The 15,775-nt window shown below is 35.0% G+C and carries 17 protein-coding genes; 9 read left to right on the forward strand and 8 right to left on the reverse strand.

Features of this window, described 5'->3' with window-relative positions:
• Nucleotides 1-26: 26 nt before the first annotated feature.
• From ACHRV5_RS16280 to ACHRV5_RS16305, 6 genes are all read right to left on the reverse strand, one after another.
• Nucleotides 27-626 (reverse strand): HPP family protein, encoded by a 600-nt coding sequence (locus ACHRV5_RS16280; RefSeq protein ID WP_047778612.1) that lies wholly within the window; start codon nt 624-626, stop codon nt 27-29.
• A gap of 4 nt (nt 627-630) precedes the next feature.
• Nucleotides 631-1,911 (reverse strand): chloride channel protein, encoded by a 1,281-nt coding sequence (locus ACHRV5_RS16285; RefSeq protein ID WP_395427443.1) that lies wholly within the window; start codon nt 1,909-1,911, stop codon nt 631-633.
• A gap of 593 nt (nt 1,912-2,504) precedes the next feature.
• Nucleotides 2,505-2,894: a VOC family protein gene (locus ACHRV5_RS16290; protein ID WP_395427444.1), complete on the reverse strand. Its 390-nt coding sequence runs from the start codon at nt 2,892-2,894 to the stop codon at nt 2,505-2,507.
• Nucleotides 2,894-3,469: a sugar O-acetyltransferase gene (locus ACHRV5_RS16295; protein ID WP_395427445.1), complete on the reverse strand. Its 576-nt coding sequence runs from the start codon at nt 3,467-3,469 to the stop codon at nt 2,894-2,896. Before ACHRV5_RS16295 ends, ACHRV5_RS16290 begins: the two co-directional genes overlap by 1 nt.
• An 8-nt stretch (nt 3,470-3,477) precedes the next feature.
• Complete coding sequence (locus tag ACHRV5_RS16300; protein ID WP_230002915.1) at nt 3,478-3,936, reverse strand: YciI family protein; 459 nt, start codon at nt 3,934-3,936, stop codon at nt 3,478-3,480.
• 566 nt (nt 3,937-4,502) lie between these two features.
• Entirely contained in the window at nt 4,503-4,961 is a 459-nt protein-coding gene (locus ACHRV5_RS16305; RefSeq protein ID WP_047778617.1) for a DinB family protein, read from the reverse strand.
• A 138-nt stretch (nt 4,962-5,099) separates the two neighbouring features.
• Here ACHRV5_RS16305 and ACHRV5_RS16310 point away from each other — a divergent pair, with 138 nt between their 5' ends.
• The 8 genes from ACHRV5_RS16310 to ACHRV5_RS16345 all read left to right on the forward strand — a co-directional run bounded on the left by ACHRV5_RS16310 (nt 5,100) and on the right by ACHRV5_RS16345 (nt 11,637).
• The gene (locus ACHRV5_RS16310; RefSeq protein WP_395427446.1) at nt 5,100-7,265 is read left to right on the forward strand and encodes a carboxypeptidase-like regulatory domain-containing protein; all 2,166 of its coding nucleotides are present in this window, start codon (nt 5,100-5,102) and stop codon (nt 7,263-7,265) included.
• 223 nt (nt 7,266-7,488) lie between these two features.
• A complete protein-coding gene (locus ACHRV5_RS16315) occupies nt 7,489-8,112 on the forward strand; it encodes a hypothetical protein (RefSeq protein WP_047778619.1) in 624 nt (207 codons plus the stop codon).
• An 18-nt stretch (nt 8,113-8,130) separates the two neighbouring features.
• Entirely contained in the window at nt 8,131-9,489 is a 1,359-nt protein-coding gene (locus tag ACHRV5_RS16320) for a 2TM domain-containing protein (protein WP_047778620.1), read from the forward strand.
• Between the two features lie 2 nt (nt 9,490-9,491).
• Complete coding sequence (locus ACHRV5_RS16325; RefSeq protein WP_230002911.1) at nt 9,492-9,797, forward strand: 2TM domain-containing protein; 306 nt, start codon at nt 9,492-9,494, stop codon at nt 9,795-9,797.
• 2 nt (nt 9,798-9,799) lie between these two features.
• The gene (locus ACHRV5_RS16330; RefSeq protein WP_047778622.1) at nt 9,800-10,129 is read left to right on the forward strand and encodes a 2TM domain-containing protein; all 330 of its coding nucleotides are present in this window, start codon (nt 9,800-9,802) and stop codon (nt 10,127-10,129) included.
• Complete coding sequence (locus ACHRV5_RS16335) at nt 10,120-10,440, forward strand: 2TM domain-containing protein (protein WP_395427447.1); 321 nt, start codon at nt 10,120-10,122, stop codon at nt 10,438-10,440. The genes ACHRV5_RS16330 and ACHRV5_RS16335 overlap by 10 nt, the downstream gene beginning before the upstream one ends.
• 16 nt (nt 10,441-10,456) lie before the next feature.
• Nucleotides 10,457-10,825, forward strand: a complete 369-nt coding sequence (locus ACHRV5_RS16340; RefSeq protein WP_047778624.1) for a 2TM domain-containing protein — start codon at nt 10,457-10,459, stop codon at nt 10,823-10,825.
• A 44-nt stretch (nt 10,826-10,869) separates the two neighbouring features.
• Complete coding sequence (locus tag ACHRV5_RS16345) at nt 10,870-11,637, forward strand: LytTR family DNA-binding domain-containing protein (RefSeq protein WP_047778625.1); 768 nt, start codon at nt 10,870-10,872, stop codon at nt 11,635-11,637.
• Here the strand turns inward: ACHRV5_RS16345 and ACHRV5_RS16350 are convergent.
• Nucleotides 11,618-12,643 (reverse strand): heme A synthase, encoded by a 1,026-nt coding sequence (locus ACHRV5_RS16350; RefSeq protein WP_395427448.1) that lies wholly within the window; start codon nt 12,641-12,643, stop codon nt 11,618-11,620. The genes ACHRV5_RS16345 and ACHRV5_RS16350 overlap by 20 nt on opposite strands.
• Nucleotides 12,644-12,808: 165 nt before the next feature.
• A complete protein-coding gene (locus ACHRV5_RS16355; protein WP_395427449.1) occupies nt 12,809-14,242 on the reverse strand; it encodes a CCA tRNA nucleotidyltransferase in 1,434 nt (477 codons plus the stop codon).
• 753 nt (nt 14,243-14,995) lie between these two features.
• On the opposite strand from ACHRV5_RS16355, the gene yaaA reads away from it, so the two are divergent.
• Entirely contained in the window at nt 14,996-15,754 is a 759-nt protein-coding gene (yaaA, locus tag ACHRV5_RS16360; protein ID WP_230002907.1) for a peroxide stress protein YaaA, read from the forward strand.
• The last annotated feature ends 21 nt before the right edge of the window (nt 15,755-15,775 follow it).

A 15,775-nucleotide genomic window follows, 5' to 3' on the forward strand; every position in this document is an offset into this window, starting at 1 on the left:
GGTGACATCGTGTTACCGAAAGAACTTTACTTCCGAGTCAATCGCTGTCTAATTTTATGATAGTGTTTGTGATAAGTACTATGACTTGGATAACTTCTACTTGAAGTCATGTTATTAAAAATCAAAGCAGTAAGCAGCAGCACTAAAACCCCGATTAAGACAGGTGAGAATACATATTCATACCCCAGGTTTTTGATCTGATCAGAGCCTGTAACGGCAATAAGTGCTGTTGCGCCTCCGGGAGGATGTAGCGTTTTGGTAATTTGCATGAAGATAATCGAAAACGAAACGGCCAGCGGGGCAGAAAGCCAGGCAATGTCCGGAACTAATTTCTGAATCGTTACGCCAATAAAAGCAGAGATTATATGTCCGCCAACTAAATTTCGAGGCTGTGAAAACGGGCTCTGAATGATTCCGTACACTAAAACACTCGAAGCACCAAAAGAACCAATTAAATAAACAGCATCGCTACCGGAGAAGTTTTTAGACTGCAGGTAAGCCAGAATTCCGATTCCGACGAAAGAACCTAAAAAGGACCAAAAGTGCTCTTTATAGTCGATTAAGGTTTCTTTATAAAGGATGTAACGTGTTTTGCGGTAGCTTCTTTTTATTTTCTGAACAGGCATGTTTTTATTTTATTAGACTTGGTGAATACGTATAAACGGTATACGGATAAATCATTTTTGCCGTGTATTTAGAAATCAGACAAACTGCTAAAATGGGTAAAAATAAGGTATAGTCATTTGTTAATCCACAAACTAAAAATATCGCGGTAAAAGGGGCATGGATACTGGCGCTCAGCACTGCTGCCATTCCGATAATCATAAAATTGACCGGAATTACCTGGGTATTAAAAAACGTATTTAAGATTGAAGCTACTAATAATCCTAAAAAAGCACCGATAAAAAGACTCGGAGCAAAAACACCACCATCACCACCTGAGGCTAATGTTACAGAAGTTACGACTGGTTTTAGGATCAAAATTCCGATGAAAGTTACAGCTAAAGTAATCGTCAGAGGAAGCTCGGAAGAAGTGCCAAAAATCATTTTAATAGAATGATAACCTTCTCCATACAATTGTGGAAAGACAAATAAAGAAATGCTTAAAACAATCGAGCCTAAGAGAATTTTATAGTAATGCGTTTGGATCTTGCCGAATTGAGATTTGAAAAACAATACACAACGGGTTAAATAAACCGAATTTATTCCCGCTAAAATCCCTAAAAGAATAAAATACGGAATGGCTTTTAAGTGCCAGGTTGTAACGTTGACCGTAAATAAAGGTTCCTCTTTTAGAATCGTAATCAAACCAAAAGCGATTGAAACCGCAATTCCGTTTGTGAGGATAAAGGCACGGGTCACTTTTCGGGAAATAACCTCAACGGCAAATAAAATTCCCGCAATTGGACTGCTGAATAATGCCGTGATTCCTGCTGCAACTCCTGCGCAGATTAATTCGGTTTTGTATTTTCGAAAAACATTTTCTTTTTGCTGTGCTACCGAGCCAATTGTTGCTGTGGCTACTACAGTTGAAACTTCGATTCCGGTTGAACCTCCGAAAATAACGGTTAATAATCCGTTTATAAAGTGGGATGGTATTTTATACGTTGGTAAGTTTTTAGATTTTGATTGGGTGCTTTCAAAAACTTCCTTAATTCCTTTATTCTCTTTCTTTTTGAAAAGATATTGTCTTAAAAAATAAATGACTGACAATCCGAAAACCGGAAAAATAACGTAGAAGATAGGATTTACCGAAACTTCATGAAAAAAGATTTCTTCGTAATACTCTGTAATTTTTTTTAGTGAAATTCCTAAAAAAGCAGAGAGAAAACCAATTAACAGGGAAACAACAACTAATTTTTGAAAGACAATAAATTGATGATTTTTTTTGATTTGCGCCGTTTTGTTCATCAGAAGTAAATTTGAAAATCGCACTATTTTTATGCGATTCACAAAATTAAAGAATCGAAGTAGTATTCTCCTAATAAATCAGCATATTATTGTGTTAAAAGTAACTGAACGGAGATTTTATGTGGATTTGTTTGAGTTTAGGGTTCTTTTTCGGCTAAAGCCTTTCATTGGGTAATTTCTATTTTACCTCCAGCTAAAGCTGGAGGCAATTGATAAAATGATATCAGTTTTGAAATCAATTTTATAATGTGTTTTGTTGGGCGATATAACTGAATATTTTTTTTAGAATTTTAGCAATGAATTGTTTTTTTACACTAATCTCATTTTAAAGGTAAAAGCAATGTTTGAATAGCCTCCTGCTTTAGCTGGAGGATAATTCAAGGAAGAAGATAAGGGCTTTAGCCAAATTTATAGCGCTTTTTTGCTAAAGTCTGTCATTATGAGATTTCTTTTTTACCTCTAGCTAAAGCACAATGTCATTAAGTTAAGAGCTTTTTCACGCAGATTTTGCAGATTTTTTTATTTGATTCTGCTAAAATCTGCGTGAGACTTTTTTAAAGAGCAGAAAATCCAACTAAAGAAGGATAAACGATTTATCTCTCGTAAAATTCAATCGGCAGTAAATCCGGATCTGCTATAAAAGTGAATCTTTTTTCTGTTGTTTCATCAATTCGGATTGGCTCTGATGTTATGTTTTTTGTGTTCAAAAAAGAAATCGTTTCTTCCAAATCGGTAACTTCAAAAGCCAGATGACGCAAGCCAACAGCTTCCGGTCGTGACGGTCGTTGTGGCGGATTCGGAAAAGAGAATAATTCAACAATATAAGTGCCGTTTAGAGCCAGATCAAGTTTATACGATTGGCGCTCGTCGCGGTAGATTTCACGGATAACAGTAAGTCCGAGAATCTGAGTGTAGAAATATTTAGATTGCTCATAATCGGAACATAAAATAGCGATATGGTGCACTTTATTTAAGGTAAGCATTATAGTTTTGATTGAGGTTCTTGATTTAATTTTCTAATCACTTTTGCCGGATTGCCAACGGCTAAGGAATTGTTCGGAATGTTTTTGGTTACCACAGATCCGGCTCCAATGACACAGCCTTTACCGATTGTGACACCGGGACAGATTACAGAGTTACCACCAATCCAACAGTCGTCTCCGATAGAAATAGGTAATGCATTTTCTAATGTTTTCCTCAATTCGGCATCCAGTGGATGAGTTGCGGTATAAATTTGAACATTGGGTGCAAAAAAAACATTTGAACCAATAGTTACGGGGGCACAGTCTAAAACGACACAGTTTACATTAAAATAAACATTATCTCCACAAGAAATATTGTACCCGTAGTCGCAATGAAAAGGGGGTTCGATATAGAAACTTTTACCTGCATTCGGGATTAATTCGGCTATAATTTCTTTTGCTTTTTTTGTCAAACGATATTCGGTTACGTTTAAACGATGTAAGAGGTTTTTAGCTTTTCGGCGTTCTTTTATTAAAACAGGATCGCCGGATATATAGTATTCGCCGGAAATCATTTTTTCTTTTTCAGTTTTCATATAGGGAGTTACATTTTTTTCTTAGCAATTTTATCGTGAAGTTTTAGCACTTCCTGCAGGCTTGCTGATGAGTACCAAGGAGTAAGTTCAGCTTCGAGTAATTTGGCCTGAATGGCAGGGTCTGTCGCGACAAGTGCATTGGCTTCTTCGATAGTTTCCACATTAAAAATATAAATTCCTCTGTAATTTCGTTCGTTTTTCATAAAAGGTCCCGCGATCACTAATTTTCCTTCTTTTACCAGTTTGCCGATATTGGTCATATGCCCTTCAAACAATTTTTTGGTTTCTTCTTTAGATGCCGTTGTGTTAGTTCCGGTTTTTAAAAGACAGAAGACATATTTCTTCATGCCGTATTCGTCGGCATTTAAGGATTTTGCTAATTTTTCGTCGTATTTGGATTCGGTTGCTTGTGCGAAACCAACTAAATTCAAAAGTAAAAAGGCGAGTGTGAAAATTGATTTTTTCATAATAGTAATGATTTTTTTTTAACACATAGAGACATAGTTTGAAAACTTGGTAGAAGGCGTTTCACTTAACATGAAAACGCATAGAAAAAATGGTGATTTTCTACAATAATCTCAAGCAAAAACTATAAAATCTATGTGTCTATGTGTTATAAAATTGAGGTATTGAAGTTTGTTTTTTTTCATAATAGTAATGATTTTTTTTTAACACATAGAGACATAGTTTGAAAACTTGGTAAAAGGCGTTTCACTTAACATGAAAACGCATAGAAAAACGATGAGAAAAAAACGTAATTTTCTAGAATAATCTCAAGCAAAAACTATAAAATCTATGTGTCTATGTGTCTATGTGTTATAAAATTGAGTATTGAAGTTTGATTTTTTCATAATAGTAATGATTTGTTTTTTAACACATAGAGACATAGTTTGAAAACTTTGAAAAAGGCGTTTCACTTAACATAAATTCGCATAGAACAGCTATGAGAAAAAATGGTGATTTTCTACAATAATCGCAAGCAAAAACTATAAAATCTATGTCTCTATGTGTTAAAAAAAATTTTGAAACGAATTTAAAGCAACTTCTTCAAAATAACAATCTGTCCCAAATGATAAACGTCATGTTGAATGATTCCATGAATGTGCTCGTAGTAGGTATGATTGTTAGTAGGATATATTTTTTCAAAATTGCCATCATCAAAAGTATCCAGAAAGGCATTCCATAATTCTTGTGATTTGGCCAGACTTTGTAGAGATTGTTCCCACGCGGCTTCAGAAGAATCTAATACGGGGACAAAATAATTATGATCCGGAGTGGTGACCGTTTCGCCCTGAACACGTCGTAGAATGTTTCTTCTCCATTGTATAAGATGATTGACAATTTCCCAAATCGTGTTTAGTCTGGGGTTTATTTTTCGATAAGCCTGAGCTGCAGTTACATTTTTTAAGGTATTTTCTAAAGTTACTTCCAGCCAGGGATCTCCATTATAGATGGATTGATACAAATTTGAAACTCTTTTACTTTCTAACATAATCAGTAGTTTAAAAACGCAGTAGCTAAGATACAAATAAGTAATTTACAACTCATCCATGAAATTCTACAATTGGGTTATTAAATGTTTTTTAACTAAAAGTGTTAAAATATATTTGTCTCATCAAAAACCAATGACATGAAAACCAAGATTATTTTTACAGTTGCATTTTTATTTACAACGGCTTTTATTTTCGCCCAAAATACCATTTCAGGAAAGGTGGTAGATCAAAAAGGAAAACCAGTTCCGGGAGCCAGTATTTATATCGATGGAACTTATGATGGTGCTACAAGTTCTGATACCGGTGAGTTCTCTTTTGAAACCACAACAAAGGGAAATCAGTTTTTAATAGTGAGTTTTTTAATTTATGAAACCTACAAACAAGAGATAGATGTTGCGAATTTTAAAGACCAAACAGTTAAACTTCGAGAGAATGTAAATGCGCTTGATGCCGTTGTTATTACCGCAGGAACATTAGAATCGGGTGATAAAGCCAGAGTTTCGGTACTTAAACCTTTAGATATTGTAACAACAGCAGGTTCTGCCGGTAATATTATTGCAGCCTTACAAACATTGCCCGGAACACAAAATGTGGGGGAAGACGGTCGTTTGTTTGTACGTGGAGGAGAAGCCAGCGAAACACAAACTTTTGTTGACGGACTTCGTGTAGCGCAACCGTATGGCGCAACCACCAATAATTTACCAACCCGTAGCCGTTTCTCTCCTTTTTTGTTTAGTGGAATTGCTTTTTCTACAGGAGGATATTCGGCAGAATACGGGGAAGCGTTATCAAGTGTTTTACTTTTAAATACACAGGATGAGCCGGACCAAAATAAAACAGATATTGCTTTGATGACGGTTGGTTTAGGAGTAGGGAATACCCAAAAGTGGAAAAAAAGTTCGTTCAGTATCAATACCAATTATATCAATTTGGCTCCGTATCAGGCCGCTATTCCGCAAAATGTGGATTGGAATAACCCTTATCAATCTTTGGGTGGTGAGGCGGTTTATCGCTATCATTTTGAAAGAGGGGTTCTTAAACTGTATGCCGCTTTTGATTCGGAAAGATTTGATTTAAATTCGAAAAATGTAAACTTTGTTGATCCGATCAGAACCGATTTAAACAATAACAACTTTTATTTGAACGCTTCGTATAAAGGAAATTTTGGAACGGGATGGCAAGTGACTTCAGGTATAAGCTATGGTTACAGTAAAAATAAAGTATCGTTTGATATCAATGATGTTGACAGTAATGAGAATGCCGCACAACTGAAATTGAAATTGAGAAAAGATTTTTCTAATTATTTTAAACTGTCTTTTGGAGCAGATTATTTCATCACCAAATTCAATGAAAATTTTGATGACAATGCAGCCCTAAAAGTGGCTAATGGGTACGATTCAGGAATCGCTGCTTTTTATACGGAAGGAGATATCTTATTCTCTAAAAAACTGGCAGCCAAAGTAGGTTTCCGACTTTCAAACAACAGTTTATTAAACGAAACAAATATTGCTCCAAGAGCTTCTATTGCTTACAAAGTTTCTAAAAACAGTCAGTTCTCTTTTGCTTATGGTGATTTCTCGCAGACTCCTGTAGTGGACTATATCAAATATTCCAAATACCATCAGTTTGAAAGTGAAAAAGCACAGCATTATATCCTGAACTATCAATTTACAAAACCAGGTCAGACTTTTAGAGCTGAGGCATATTATAAGAATTACAGCAATTTGGTAAAATATGATACAAGAGACATTCAGTTCAATTCAGTATTCAATAACAACGGTTCGGGGTATGCAAAAGGATTGGATTTATTCTGGAGAGACAGCAATTTGTATAAAAACTTAGAATATTGGATTTCGTACTCGTACATTGATTCAGAAAGAGAGTATAAAAATTTCCCAACGATGGCAACGCCTAATTTTATTGCCAATCACAGTCTGTCAATTGTAACTAAATATTTCATAACCGATTGGAAATCACAGATCGGTTTTACCAACAGCTTTAGTTCAGGAAGACCTTATAATGATCCCAATCAAACGCAATTTATGAATGGAAAAACAAAATCGTATAATAGTTTGAGTTTTAACTGGGCCTATTTGCTGACCACGCAAAAGATTCTTTATTTCTCGGTTTCGAACCTTTTAGGAACTCAGAATGTTTTCGGATATGATTACGCAAGATCACCGGACACAAACGGAGTTTACAACAGACAAGCCGTTATACCAACAGCAGACCGATTTTTCTTTGTTGGTTTCTTCTGGACAATTAGTGAGAATAAGAAAGAGAACCAATTGAAGAATCTTTAGGGGGAGTTGCTAAGGTTCTAAGTCTCTAAGAAGAAAAACTCAGAACCTTTAGAAAAAAAACATTTCAGTCACCAAATTCAACAACTCGGTAGGAATTAGTTTTTAAAGCGGAAGAACCGACCTACTTTTGAAGTATAAATTAATAGAGTTTCAATCAGTATCAAAAATCAGAGTCTTAGAGATTCAAAAAACTAAATAAATAACTTTTTAAAAACAAGAAATTATGACCAAAATTATTACAGCCATCACATTGTTTATCTGCGGTTTATTATCTGCACAAACACAATTCGAACAAGGAATGGGAAAAGCATTCGGACTTTGGAAAGAAGGAAAAAGTACAGAAGCATCGGCTATGTTCGAAAGAATTGCTTCTGCTGAAAAAAATAGCTGGTTGCCTAATTATTATGTGGCTTTAGTGAATACAACAGCAGCTTTTTCAGAAAAAGACGGATCTAAAGTTGATTTGTTATTGACAAAAGCGCAAGATGCACTTGATGTTGAGTTCATAAAAGATCAAAACAATGCAGAACTATATGTGTTACAAGCTTTACTTTACACGGCTTGGGTGGTACAGGACCCAATGACAAATGCTCAGAAATATTCGGGTAAAATAATGGAAAATTATGCTAAAGCAAAAGCTATAGATCCAAATAATCCAAGAGCAGTTTTTGGTGAAGCGGATTATCAGTTAGGAGGAGCAAAATGGACAGGTGTTGATACAAAACCATTATGCGCTCAGGTTGACAAAGCTATAGAACTTTTTGCTACTTTTAAACCAGAGACTCCTTTTTCACCAAAATGGGGATTGGACAGAGCTTTAGAGACACAAAAAAGTTGTAAAAAATAATAATAAAAATAGTTTGTAATGAAAGACCATAAAAATCCATTTGCCAATTTGAAAAGCGGAACAATCATTTGTTTAAAGATTTCTATGGTCATTACAATACTGTTTTCTATTTTTTTGGGATCTGAATTTAATTTGAAAAATGTAGCGCTGACGTTCTTAGTGAGCTGTGCTTATTCTTTTGGACTTGGCTTTGGTAACGGGTTCCTCAATGTTCTTTTAGATAAAAAATGGGATTGGCTCGAACAAACCAATTTGAGAGTGTATTATGGAATTCTGTGTACGGTACTCTATACTGTTCCGGCAGTTTTAGGAATCAATTATGTCATTTTTGTATATGTGCATGATATGTCTCCGGAACAATTTCTAAGCGAAAGAATGATTTGGACACACCTTTTTTACATTATTTTATCATTAGGGATTTCAACCTTTATGCAGGCCAGAAGCTTCATGGTAAAATGGAAACAGGCTTCTAAATTTGAGGTAACCCAACAAAAGATTATTGCCGGAACTGCCAGTGCTAAATTCGAAAGTTTAAAAAATCAAATCGATCCACATTTTTTATTTAACAGCCTAAACGTTCTGAGTTCTTTGATTGAAGAAAATCCTGATAATGCGCAGCGTTTTACCACTTCCTTGTCTAAAATTTATCGCTATGTTCTGGAGCAAAAAGATAAAGAGTTGGTGTCGGTTGAAGATGAGCTATCGTTTGCTAAAACGTATATGAATTTGTTGAAGATGCGTTTCGAGAATAGTTTGTTTTACGAAATGCCAACAACAGATATAAATCCTGATGCAAAAGTGGTTCCGTTGTCTTTACAGCTTTTGCTTGAAAATACTGTAAAACACAATGTAGTAAGTGAGCAGAAACCGCTTCATATCAGAATTTTTATTGATGGAGACTATCTCGCGATCCAAAATGATTTTCAGAAAAAAGAAGTTTTGCAAGATCGCCAGGGAGTTGGTTTGCAGAATATTGTAAATCGCTACGCAATCGTATCCAACAGAAAAGTGGTGATCGAACAAAATGAACAAAATTTTACAGTTAAAATACCAATTTTAACAAAACAAGTTACAGTTATGGAAACAAGTTCAGATTATAATGATGAAACTAAAGCCTATTTCAGAGCCAAGAAAAGAGTGCAGGAATTAAAAGGATTCTATGGTAATGTAATTTCTTATTGTTGTGTAATTCCTTTTTTAATTTTTATAAACTTAAGATTTTCTCCCGGATTTCAATGGTTTTGGTTTTCGGCTTTAGGCTGGGGATTTGGGGTTGTAATGCATGCTTTTAAAGTGTTTGGTTACAGTTCAGATTGGGAAGAAAGAAAAATCAGAGAGATTTTGGAAAGAGAGGGTAATAAGAAAAATTGGAAGTAAGGATGGAAAGAATTTATACAGAAGAAGAAAAGCGTTATCAGCAAGCTCAAAAAAGAGTAACAGAGCTTAGGAAATTTTACAAGCATCTTGGAGAATTTGTGATTGCAAATGCCATTTTAGCAGTCATAAATCTGATGACTTCACCGGGATATTTATGGTTTTTATGGTGTCTGTTTGGCTGGGGGATTGCCATAGCAATGGATGCAGCGAAGGTTTTTAATGTTTTTCCTTTTTTTACTAAGGAATGGGAAGAACAAAAGGTAAAAGAAATTTTAGAAAAAGAAGCTAAGAAGGAAACTAAGAAATAGGTATGGAAACAAATTTTAATAAGAACATTGAAGAGTATGAACTCCAAAAAATGGCAAGTAAAAAAGTAGTAAAGCTAAGATCGTTTTACAGGCATCTGATTATCTATGTTATTGGCGTACTTATTTTTGTTTCAAAAGAGTATTTCGGAGCGCCTTTAAATTTCTTTCCGATAAAGCATCTCAATCTGCTTATAATGGGAGTCTGGACGGTCTTTTTAGTAGTGACGGCAATTGATTTGTTTGCTTCTTATAAAATATTTGGAGAGGAGTGGGAAGAGCGTAAAGTAAAAAGTATCTTAGAGAAAAAGTCAAAAACGCAAAAATGGGAGTAATCATGGAAGTAAATTTTAATGAAGAGGATCGATATTTTTCAGCTAAAAAGAAAGTAGAAAAAATCAAAGGGTTTTACGGTAATCTGGCATCTTTTATAGGTGTAAATATAGTTTTACTGGTTGTAAATTTATTGACATCACCGGAGTATTTATGGTTCTATTGGCCCTTAATGTGGTGGGGTTTAGGAGTTCTTTTCCATGGACTGAAGGTTTTTGATGTGCTTCCGGTTTTAGGAAAAGACTGGGAAGAAAAGAAAATTAAAGAACTCATGGAGAAAGAAAAAAACAATAATAAAGAAAAGTGGCAATAATCTAAAAAAAAATAAAATGAGACACTATAAAAGAGATACACGAGAAGATTATTTTGAGCAATTTGGTGATGATGAGAATTTTGATGCAGCATACAAAAAGATGCGCAGAATTAAAGGGTTTTACTCGCATTTGAGGATTTATGTTATTGTAAATATAATTATAATAATAACCAACTTGAATCGGGATTGGTTTGGGAGAGGGGCAGATCTTTATGAGAGTGGATTGTTAGACTGGCATACCTATTCGACAGCGCTTTTTTGGGGGATTGGTTTGTTTTTTCATGCATTATCTGTTTTTGGAGAGAATTTGTTTTTTGGTCAGGAGTGGCAAGAAAAGAAAATTCAAAAATATATGGATAAGGAGCGATCTAAACTCAAAAAATAGTACTAATTTTAAGGTTATTTTTGTAAATCCTTGCATTTTATTAAATGACCACATTAATTATTGAAGACGAAAAGCCGGCAGCAAGATTGTTGCAGCGCAAGCTTGAAAAGCTAAATATTAGCGTAGAAACCATGTTACATTCTGTTGAAGAATCAATAGACTGGTTTTCGAATAACAACCATCCGGATCTGATTTTTTTGGATATACAGTTGTCTGATGGTTTATCGTTCGAAATTTTTGAAAAAATAGACATTAAAAGCGCTATTATTTTCACTACTGCTTATGACGAATATGCTTTGAAAGCCTTTAAACTGAACAGTATCGACTACCTTCTGAAACCTATCGACGAAGATGATCTTGATGTTGCCGTTACTAAATTTAAAAGTCGTCTTCCTAAATTAGATATGGAGAATACCAATCTTCAGCTTGATTTTGAACAAATCAGGAAGATGTTGTCAAATCCCTTTGAGAAAAACTACAAAAAACGCTTTACCGTTAAAATCGGTCAACAGCTCAAAGTAATTACAATCGACGAAATTGAGTGTTTTTTTAGTGAAAATAAAGGAACCTACATTCATACTTTTGAAAACCGAAATTATTTAATCGATTCGACTTTAGAGATTCTCGAACAAGAAGTTGATATGAAAGATTTCTTTCGCGTAAGCAGAAAGTTTATTGTACCACTAAAGGCAATAAAAGAAATACAAGTATACACCAACTCCCGTCTGAAAGTAATTTTACCTTCGTATAAAGAAGATGAGGTAGTGGTAAGCCGTGAAAAAGTTCAGGATTTTAAGAATTGGCTGAACTAGGTTTTTGCGCTTCCAAAATCATATAAAACTGAATTCCGAATAAGATAGAGGCCAATACTAAATGTATGGCCTGACTTCCAATTGGGAAATCAAGATAAGCCATAGCCATTCCGGTTAGAATTTCAATTCCGATAAGAGCCAATACCCAGTTCATCTTTGCAAATCCTAAGTTTAGTTTTCTGTTTTTAGTGAATAAATACACATTTACAAGTAAAACAATAACAGAGAAAGAACGGTGAATATAAAAGGTTACTGATGGGTTTTGCAACCAAAGAATACTTTCGGTTAACCCATTTTTTATTTGCTGATCTACTAGCTGACGTACTTGTGTACCAATAGCCACTTGTATTAAGGTCAGTAAAAGAGAAAGTAATAGTACATTTTTGAATGTGCTATTGTACGTTACTGCTGCGAGTTTTGGTCTTGCTAGCTGTATAATGTATAAAATCACGGCAACAATAACCAAAGCCATAACCATATGGACTGTAATTTTGATCGGGTTTAATACCGAATACACCACTTTCGCGCCTAACCACGCCTGAAAGCCCATCATAAAAACAACTAACCAGGAGAGAAGGGGAATTCTTTTCTTTTCTTTCCAAAATTTAAAGGAAGCAATAGCCATAAAAAAACAAGCCATTCCTGCTAAAGCACCACACAAACGATTGATATATTCGATCCAGGTATGTAGCGGATTAAAAATCGCATAATCGTGTTTGGTGTATTTCTCCCAATGCGAAACGTCAAAATTAGTCTGAGTTGTAAAATTGTCTTTGGCAACCAATAAGGTTTCGTCTTTAATGATTACTTGTCCTTTTTCGAAAGTACGGTTGGGTGCCCAGGTCAGTTCTTTTAAATCCGTTGGGGGAATGTAATATCCAAAACACTTTGGCCAGTCGGGACAACCCATCCCGGAACCTGTCATACGTACTAATGCTCCTGCAACAATTACTAAATAAACTAAAACTAATGCTGTTTTTGCGATTGTAGGGAAGTGTTTTTTCATTCTTTTTAAAAGTTGCTGAGGAACTAACTTGCTGATGTTCTGAGTTTGTAGTGGTTAACAACGTCTTTTTTTAAACAGCAAATGTTCTATTTACAATATTTTATTTTTTAATAATCAGTATTTTGCTTTCGTGGGCGCTGTAGTCTTACAGTCTAAGAAACTTAGTTACTTAGAGGCTTTTATCAACCCCATCTTCTCCGCTCTTTTTACAACAAAATCATAAGCAGCCTGATATTCGTTAGGGATTTCGCCTTCTAAAATGGCCTCTTTTACCGCTTCTTTCAAAACGCCGATTTCACGTGATGGCTTCAAATCGAATAGTTTCATAATTTCCTCACCCGAAATTGGCGGTTGAAAATTACGCACATGATCACGTTCTTCAACTTCAACAATTTTTTTGCGGACCAATTCGAAGTTTTTATGGTATTTTTTGAACTTAGACGGGTTCTTAGTTGTAATATCAGCTTCGCACAAGGTCATTAGATTTTCTACATCTTCTCCGGCATCAAAAACCAAACGACGCACAGCACTATCGGTTACAAGATCCTGTGCCAATACAATTGGACGTGAACTCATAATAACCATTTTCTGTACAAATTTCATTTTGTGATTCAAAGGCATGTGCAAGCGTTCGAATATTTTCTTAGCCATTTTTCCGCCTAAAAACTCATGTCCATGAAAAGTCCAGCCTTGTTTTTTATTGAAACGCTTTGTTGGCGCTTTTCCAATATCGTGCAATAAAGCAGACCAACGCAACCAAACATCATCGGTATTGGGACAAATATTGTCTACGACTTCCAGTGTATGGTAAAAATTGTTTTTGTGGGTATGACCTTCAATTTCTTCCACCTGATTCAATGCAGTCAATTCGGGTAAAATAAGATCTAAAAGTCCGGTTTTATATAAAAGTAAAAATCCGATAGAAGGTTGGTCTGTCGAAAGGATTTTGTTTAATTCATCGACAATTCTTTCTCCTGAGATGATATTAATTCGGTCTGCATTTTTAGTAATGGCATCCAAAGAATTCTTTTCAATCTCAAAACCTAACTGGGTAGCGAAACGAATGGCGCGAAGCATTCGCAACGGATCATCAGAATAAGTAATACTTGGATCTAATGGTGTTTTGATGATTTTATTTTCTAAATCTGCCAATCCGTCAAAAGGATCAGAAAGATCTCCGAAAGTTTTTTCGTTTAGCGATAAGGCTAAAGCATTTATCGTGAAATCACGACGGTTTTGATCGTCTTCAAGTGTTCCGTTTTCGACAAGTGGATTTCTACTGTCAAAATTATAAGATTCTTTACGGGCTCCGACAAATTCAATGTCCGTGTCTTCAAAGCGCAACATAGCAGTTCCGTAAGTTTTGAAAACTTGTACTTTTGGATTTTTAGGAAGTAATTCAGATACTTTTAATGCCAATTCGATACCGCTGCCAACGGCCACAACATCAATATCTTTTTTTGAACCACGGTTTAAAAGTAAATCCCGTACAAAGCCGCCAATGACATAACTGTCTACGTTTAGTTCTTGAGATGCCTGCGAAATGATTCCGAAGATTTTATGTTGTAAAGCTGTTTTATAATTTGTTTGTATAGCCACGAATTCACGAATTTTAAATAGTACGTCTTATTCTTGAAGAGAAAGGAACGCCTGCAAATTTACAACATTGAAAATGCCTTTTATAATCTATCGCTCACTTTTTTATCGAAAGTCTTAGTTTTATGGGGCAATTTTTACCAAAACACAAAATGTAGTGGTAAACGAGGAAAAGGTTTGACACGAATTACACGAATTATCACGAATGTTTTTGTCCAGCTTGTGGAGTTTGATTCGTGAAAATTGGTGTAATTATAGAATGTTAGGGGTAAACAGGAAAAAGGCTTGACACGAATTACACGAATTATCACGAATTTTTTGATGTGGCTTGCGCAGTTTAATTAGTGAAAATTTGTGTAATTCGTGTTAAAAAAATAAGCAACGAATCGGTTGTTTTTATAAGAGCAATTTGTGTTTAGAAAAAGGCTTGGCACAAATTACACGAATTATCACGAATGTTTAAGTTTGGCTTATGCAGTTTAATTAGTGAAAATTTGTGTAATTCGTGTTTAAAAAAAAATAACCAACGAATCGGTTATTTTTATAAGAGTAATTTGTGTTTAGAAAAAAGGTTGCCACGAATTATCACGAATGTTTTGTTCCGGCTTGCGCAGTTTAATTAGTGATAATTCGTGTAATTCGTGTTTAAAAAAAATACAGCAACGAATAGCCCTATATCACCATCGAACAAATCAATCCTGATTAGTTATTTTTAGAAATGCAATTTGTATTTTTGGGTCACTTAAAAATGCACAAATGAAAATTGTTATATCGCCTGCGAAGTCATTAAATTTCGAAAAAGAATTACCAACTACTCAATATACAGAACCGTCTTTTTTAAAGGAAGCCCGTGTGGTTCATAAAGTTTTAAAACCTAAAAAACCGGCAGATTTGGCTGTGTTAATGTCGATTTCCGAAAAATTAGCCGATCTGAACTGGCAGAGAAATCAAGTTTGGAAAACACCTTTCACTCCCGAAAATGCACGTCCGGCAGTTTATACTTTCGATGGCGATGTATATACCGGTTTGGACGCGTATACTCTTCCGTTAGAAAAGTTAGAGGTACTGCAAGATAAACTCAGAATTTTATCAGGACTTTATGGAGTATTAAAGCCTTTGGATCTCATGCAGGCGTATCGTTTGGAAATGGGTACAAAACTACCAATAGAAGAGCATAAGAATCTACATGATTTTTGGAAAGGCCCCGTTACAAAAGCGCTGAATAAAGAACTGAAAAAAGGAGAGTTGTTTGTGAATTTAGCCAGTACCGAGTATTTCTCCGCCGTTGATGTTAAAAATCTAAAAGTCCCTGTAATTACCCCGGATTTTAAAGATTATAAAGACGGCAAGCTAAAAATAATCAGTTTCTTCGCAAAAAAAGCAAGAGGAATGATGGTGCGTTACATTATCGACACCAATGCCGAAACGATTGATGATTTGAAAGGCTTTAATTATGAAGGGTATCAGTTTGATGCGAATCTTTCGAAAGGGAATCACCTGGTTTTTACGAGGTAGGTTTTTTTGTTAAAAGTTTAA

It is taken from the genome of Flavobacterium sp. FlaQc-52 (genome assembly GCF_044007495.1).
Classification (GTDB): domain Bacteria; phylum Bacteroidota; class Bacteroidia; order Flavobacteriales; family Flavobacteriaceae; genus Flavobacterium; species Flavobacterium cupriresistens.

What these genes read in the sequence shown, in the direction of transcription:
- ACHRV5_RS16295 (WP_395427445.1), bottom strand. Translation starts at nt 3,469, where the DNA reads ATGAAAACTGAAAAAGAAAAAATGATTTCCGGCGAATACTATATATCC.
- ACHRV5_RS16350 (WP_395427448.1), bottom strand. Translation starts at nt 12,643, where the DNA reads ATGAAAAAACACTTCCCTACAATCGCAAAAACAGCATTAGTTTTAGTT.
- ACHRV5_RS16310 (WP_395427446.1), top strand. Translation starts at nt 5,100, where the DNA reads ATGAAAACCAAGATTATTTTTACAGTTGCATTTTTATTTACAACGGCT.
- ACHRV5_RS16285 (WP_395427443.1), bottom strand. Translation starts at nt 1,911, where the DNA reads ATGAACAAAACGGCGCAAATCAAAAAAAATCATCAATTTATTGTCTTT.
- ACHRV5_RS16345 (WP_047778625.1), top strand. Translation starts at nt 10,870, where the DNA reads ATGACCACATTAATTATTGAAGACGAAAAGCCGGCAGCAAGATTGTTG.
- ACHRV5_RS16300 (WP_230002915.1), bottom strand. Translation starts at nt 3,936, where the DNA reads ATGAAAAAATCAATTTTCACACTCGCCTTTTTACTTTTGAATTTAGTT.
- ACHRV5_RS16340 (WP_047778624.1), top strand. Translation starts at nt 10,457, where the DNA reads ATGAGACACTATAAAAGAGATACACGAGAAGATTATTTTGAGCAATTT.
- ACHRV5_RS16305 (WP_047778617.1), bottom strand. Translation starts at nt 4,961, where the DNA reads ATGTTAGAAAGTAAAAGAGTTTCAAATTTGTATCAATCCATCTATAAT.
- ACHRV5_RS16335 (WP_395427447.1), top strand. Translation starts at nt 10,120, where the DNA reads ATGGGAGTAATCATGGAAGTAAATTTTAATGAAGAGGATCGATATTTT.
- ACHRV5_RS16325 (WP_230002911.1), top strand. Translation starts at nt 9,492, where the DNA reads ATGGAAAGAATTTATACAGAAGAAGAAAAGCGTTATCAGCAAGCTCAA.
- yaaA (WP_230002907.1), top strand. Translation starts at nt 14,996, where the DNA reads ATGAAAATTGTTATATCGCCTGCGAAGTCATTAAATTTCGAAAAAGAA.
- ACHRV5_RS16280 (WP_047778612.1), bottom strand. Translation starts at nt 626, where the DNA reads ATGCCTGTTCAGAAAATAAAAAGAAGCTACCGCAAAACACGTTACATC.
- ACHRV5_RS16315 (WP_047778619.1), top strand. Translation starts at nt 7,489, where the DNA reads ATGACCAAAATTATTACAGCCATCACATTGTTTATCTGCGGTTTATTA.
- ACHRV5_RS16330 (WP_047778622.1), top strand. Translation starts at nt 9,800, where the DNA reads ATGGAAACAAATTTTAATAAGAACATTGAAGAGTATGAACTCCAAAAA.
- ACHRV5_RS16320 (WP_047778620.1), top strand. Translation starts at nt 8,131, where the DNA reads ATGAAAGACCATAAAAATCCATTTGCCAATTTGAAAAGCGGAACAATC.
- ACHRV5_RS16290 (WP_395427444.1), bottom strand. Translation starts at nt 2,894, where the DNA reads ATGCTTACCTTAAATAAAGTGCACCATATCGCTATTTTATGTTCCGAT.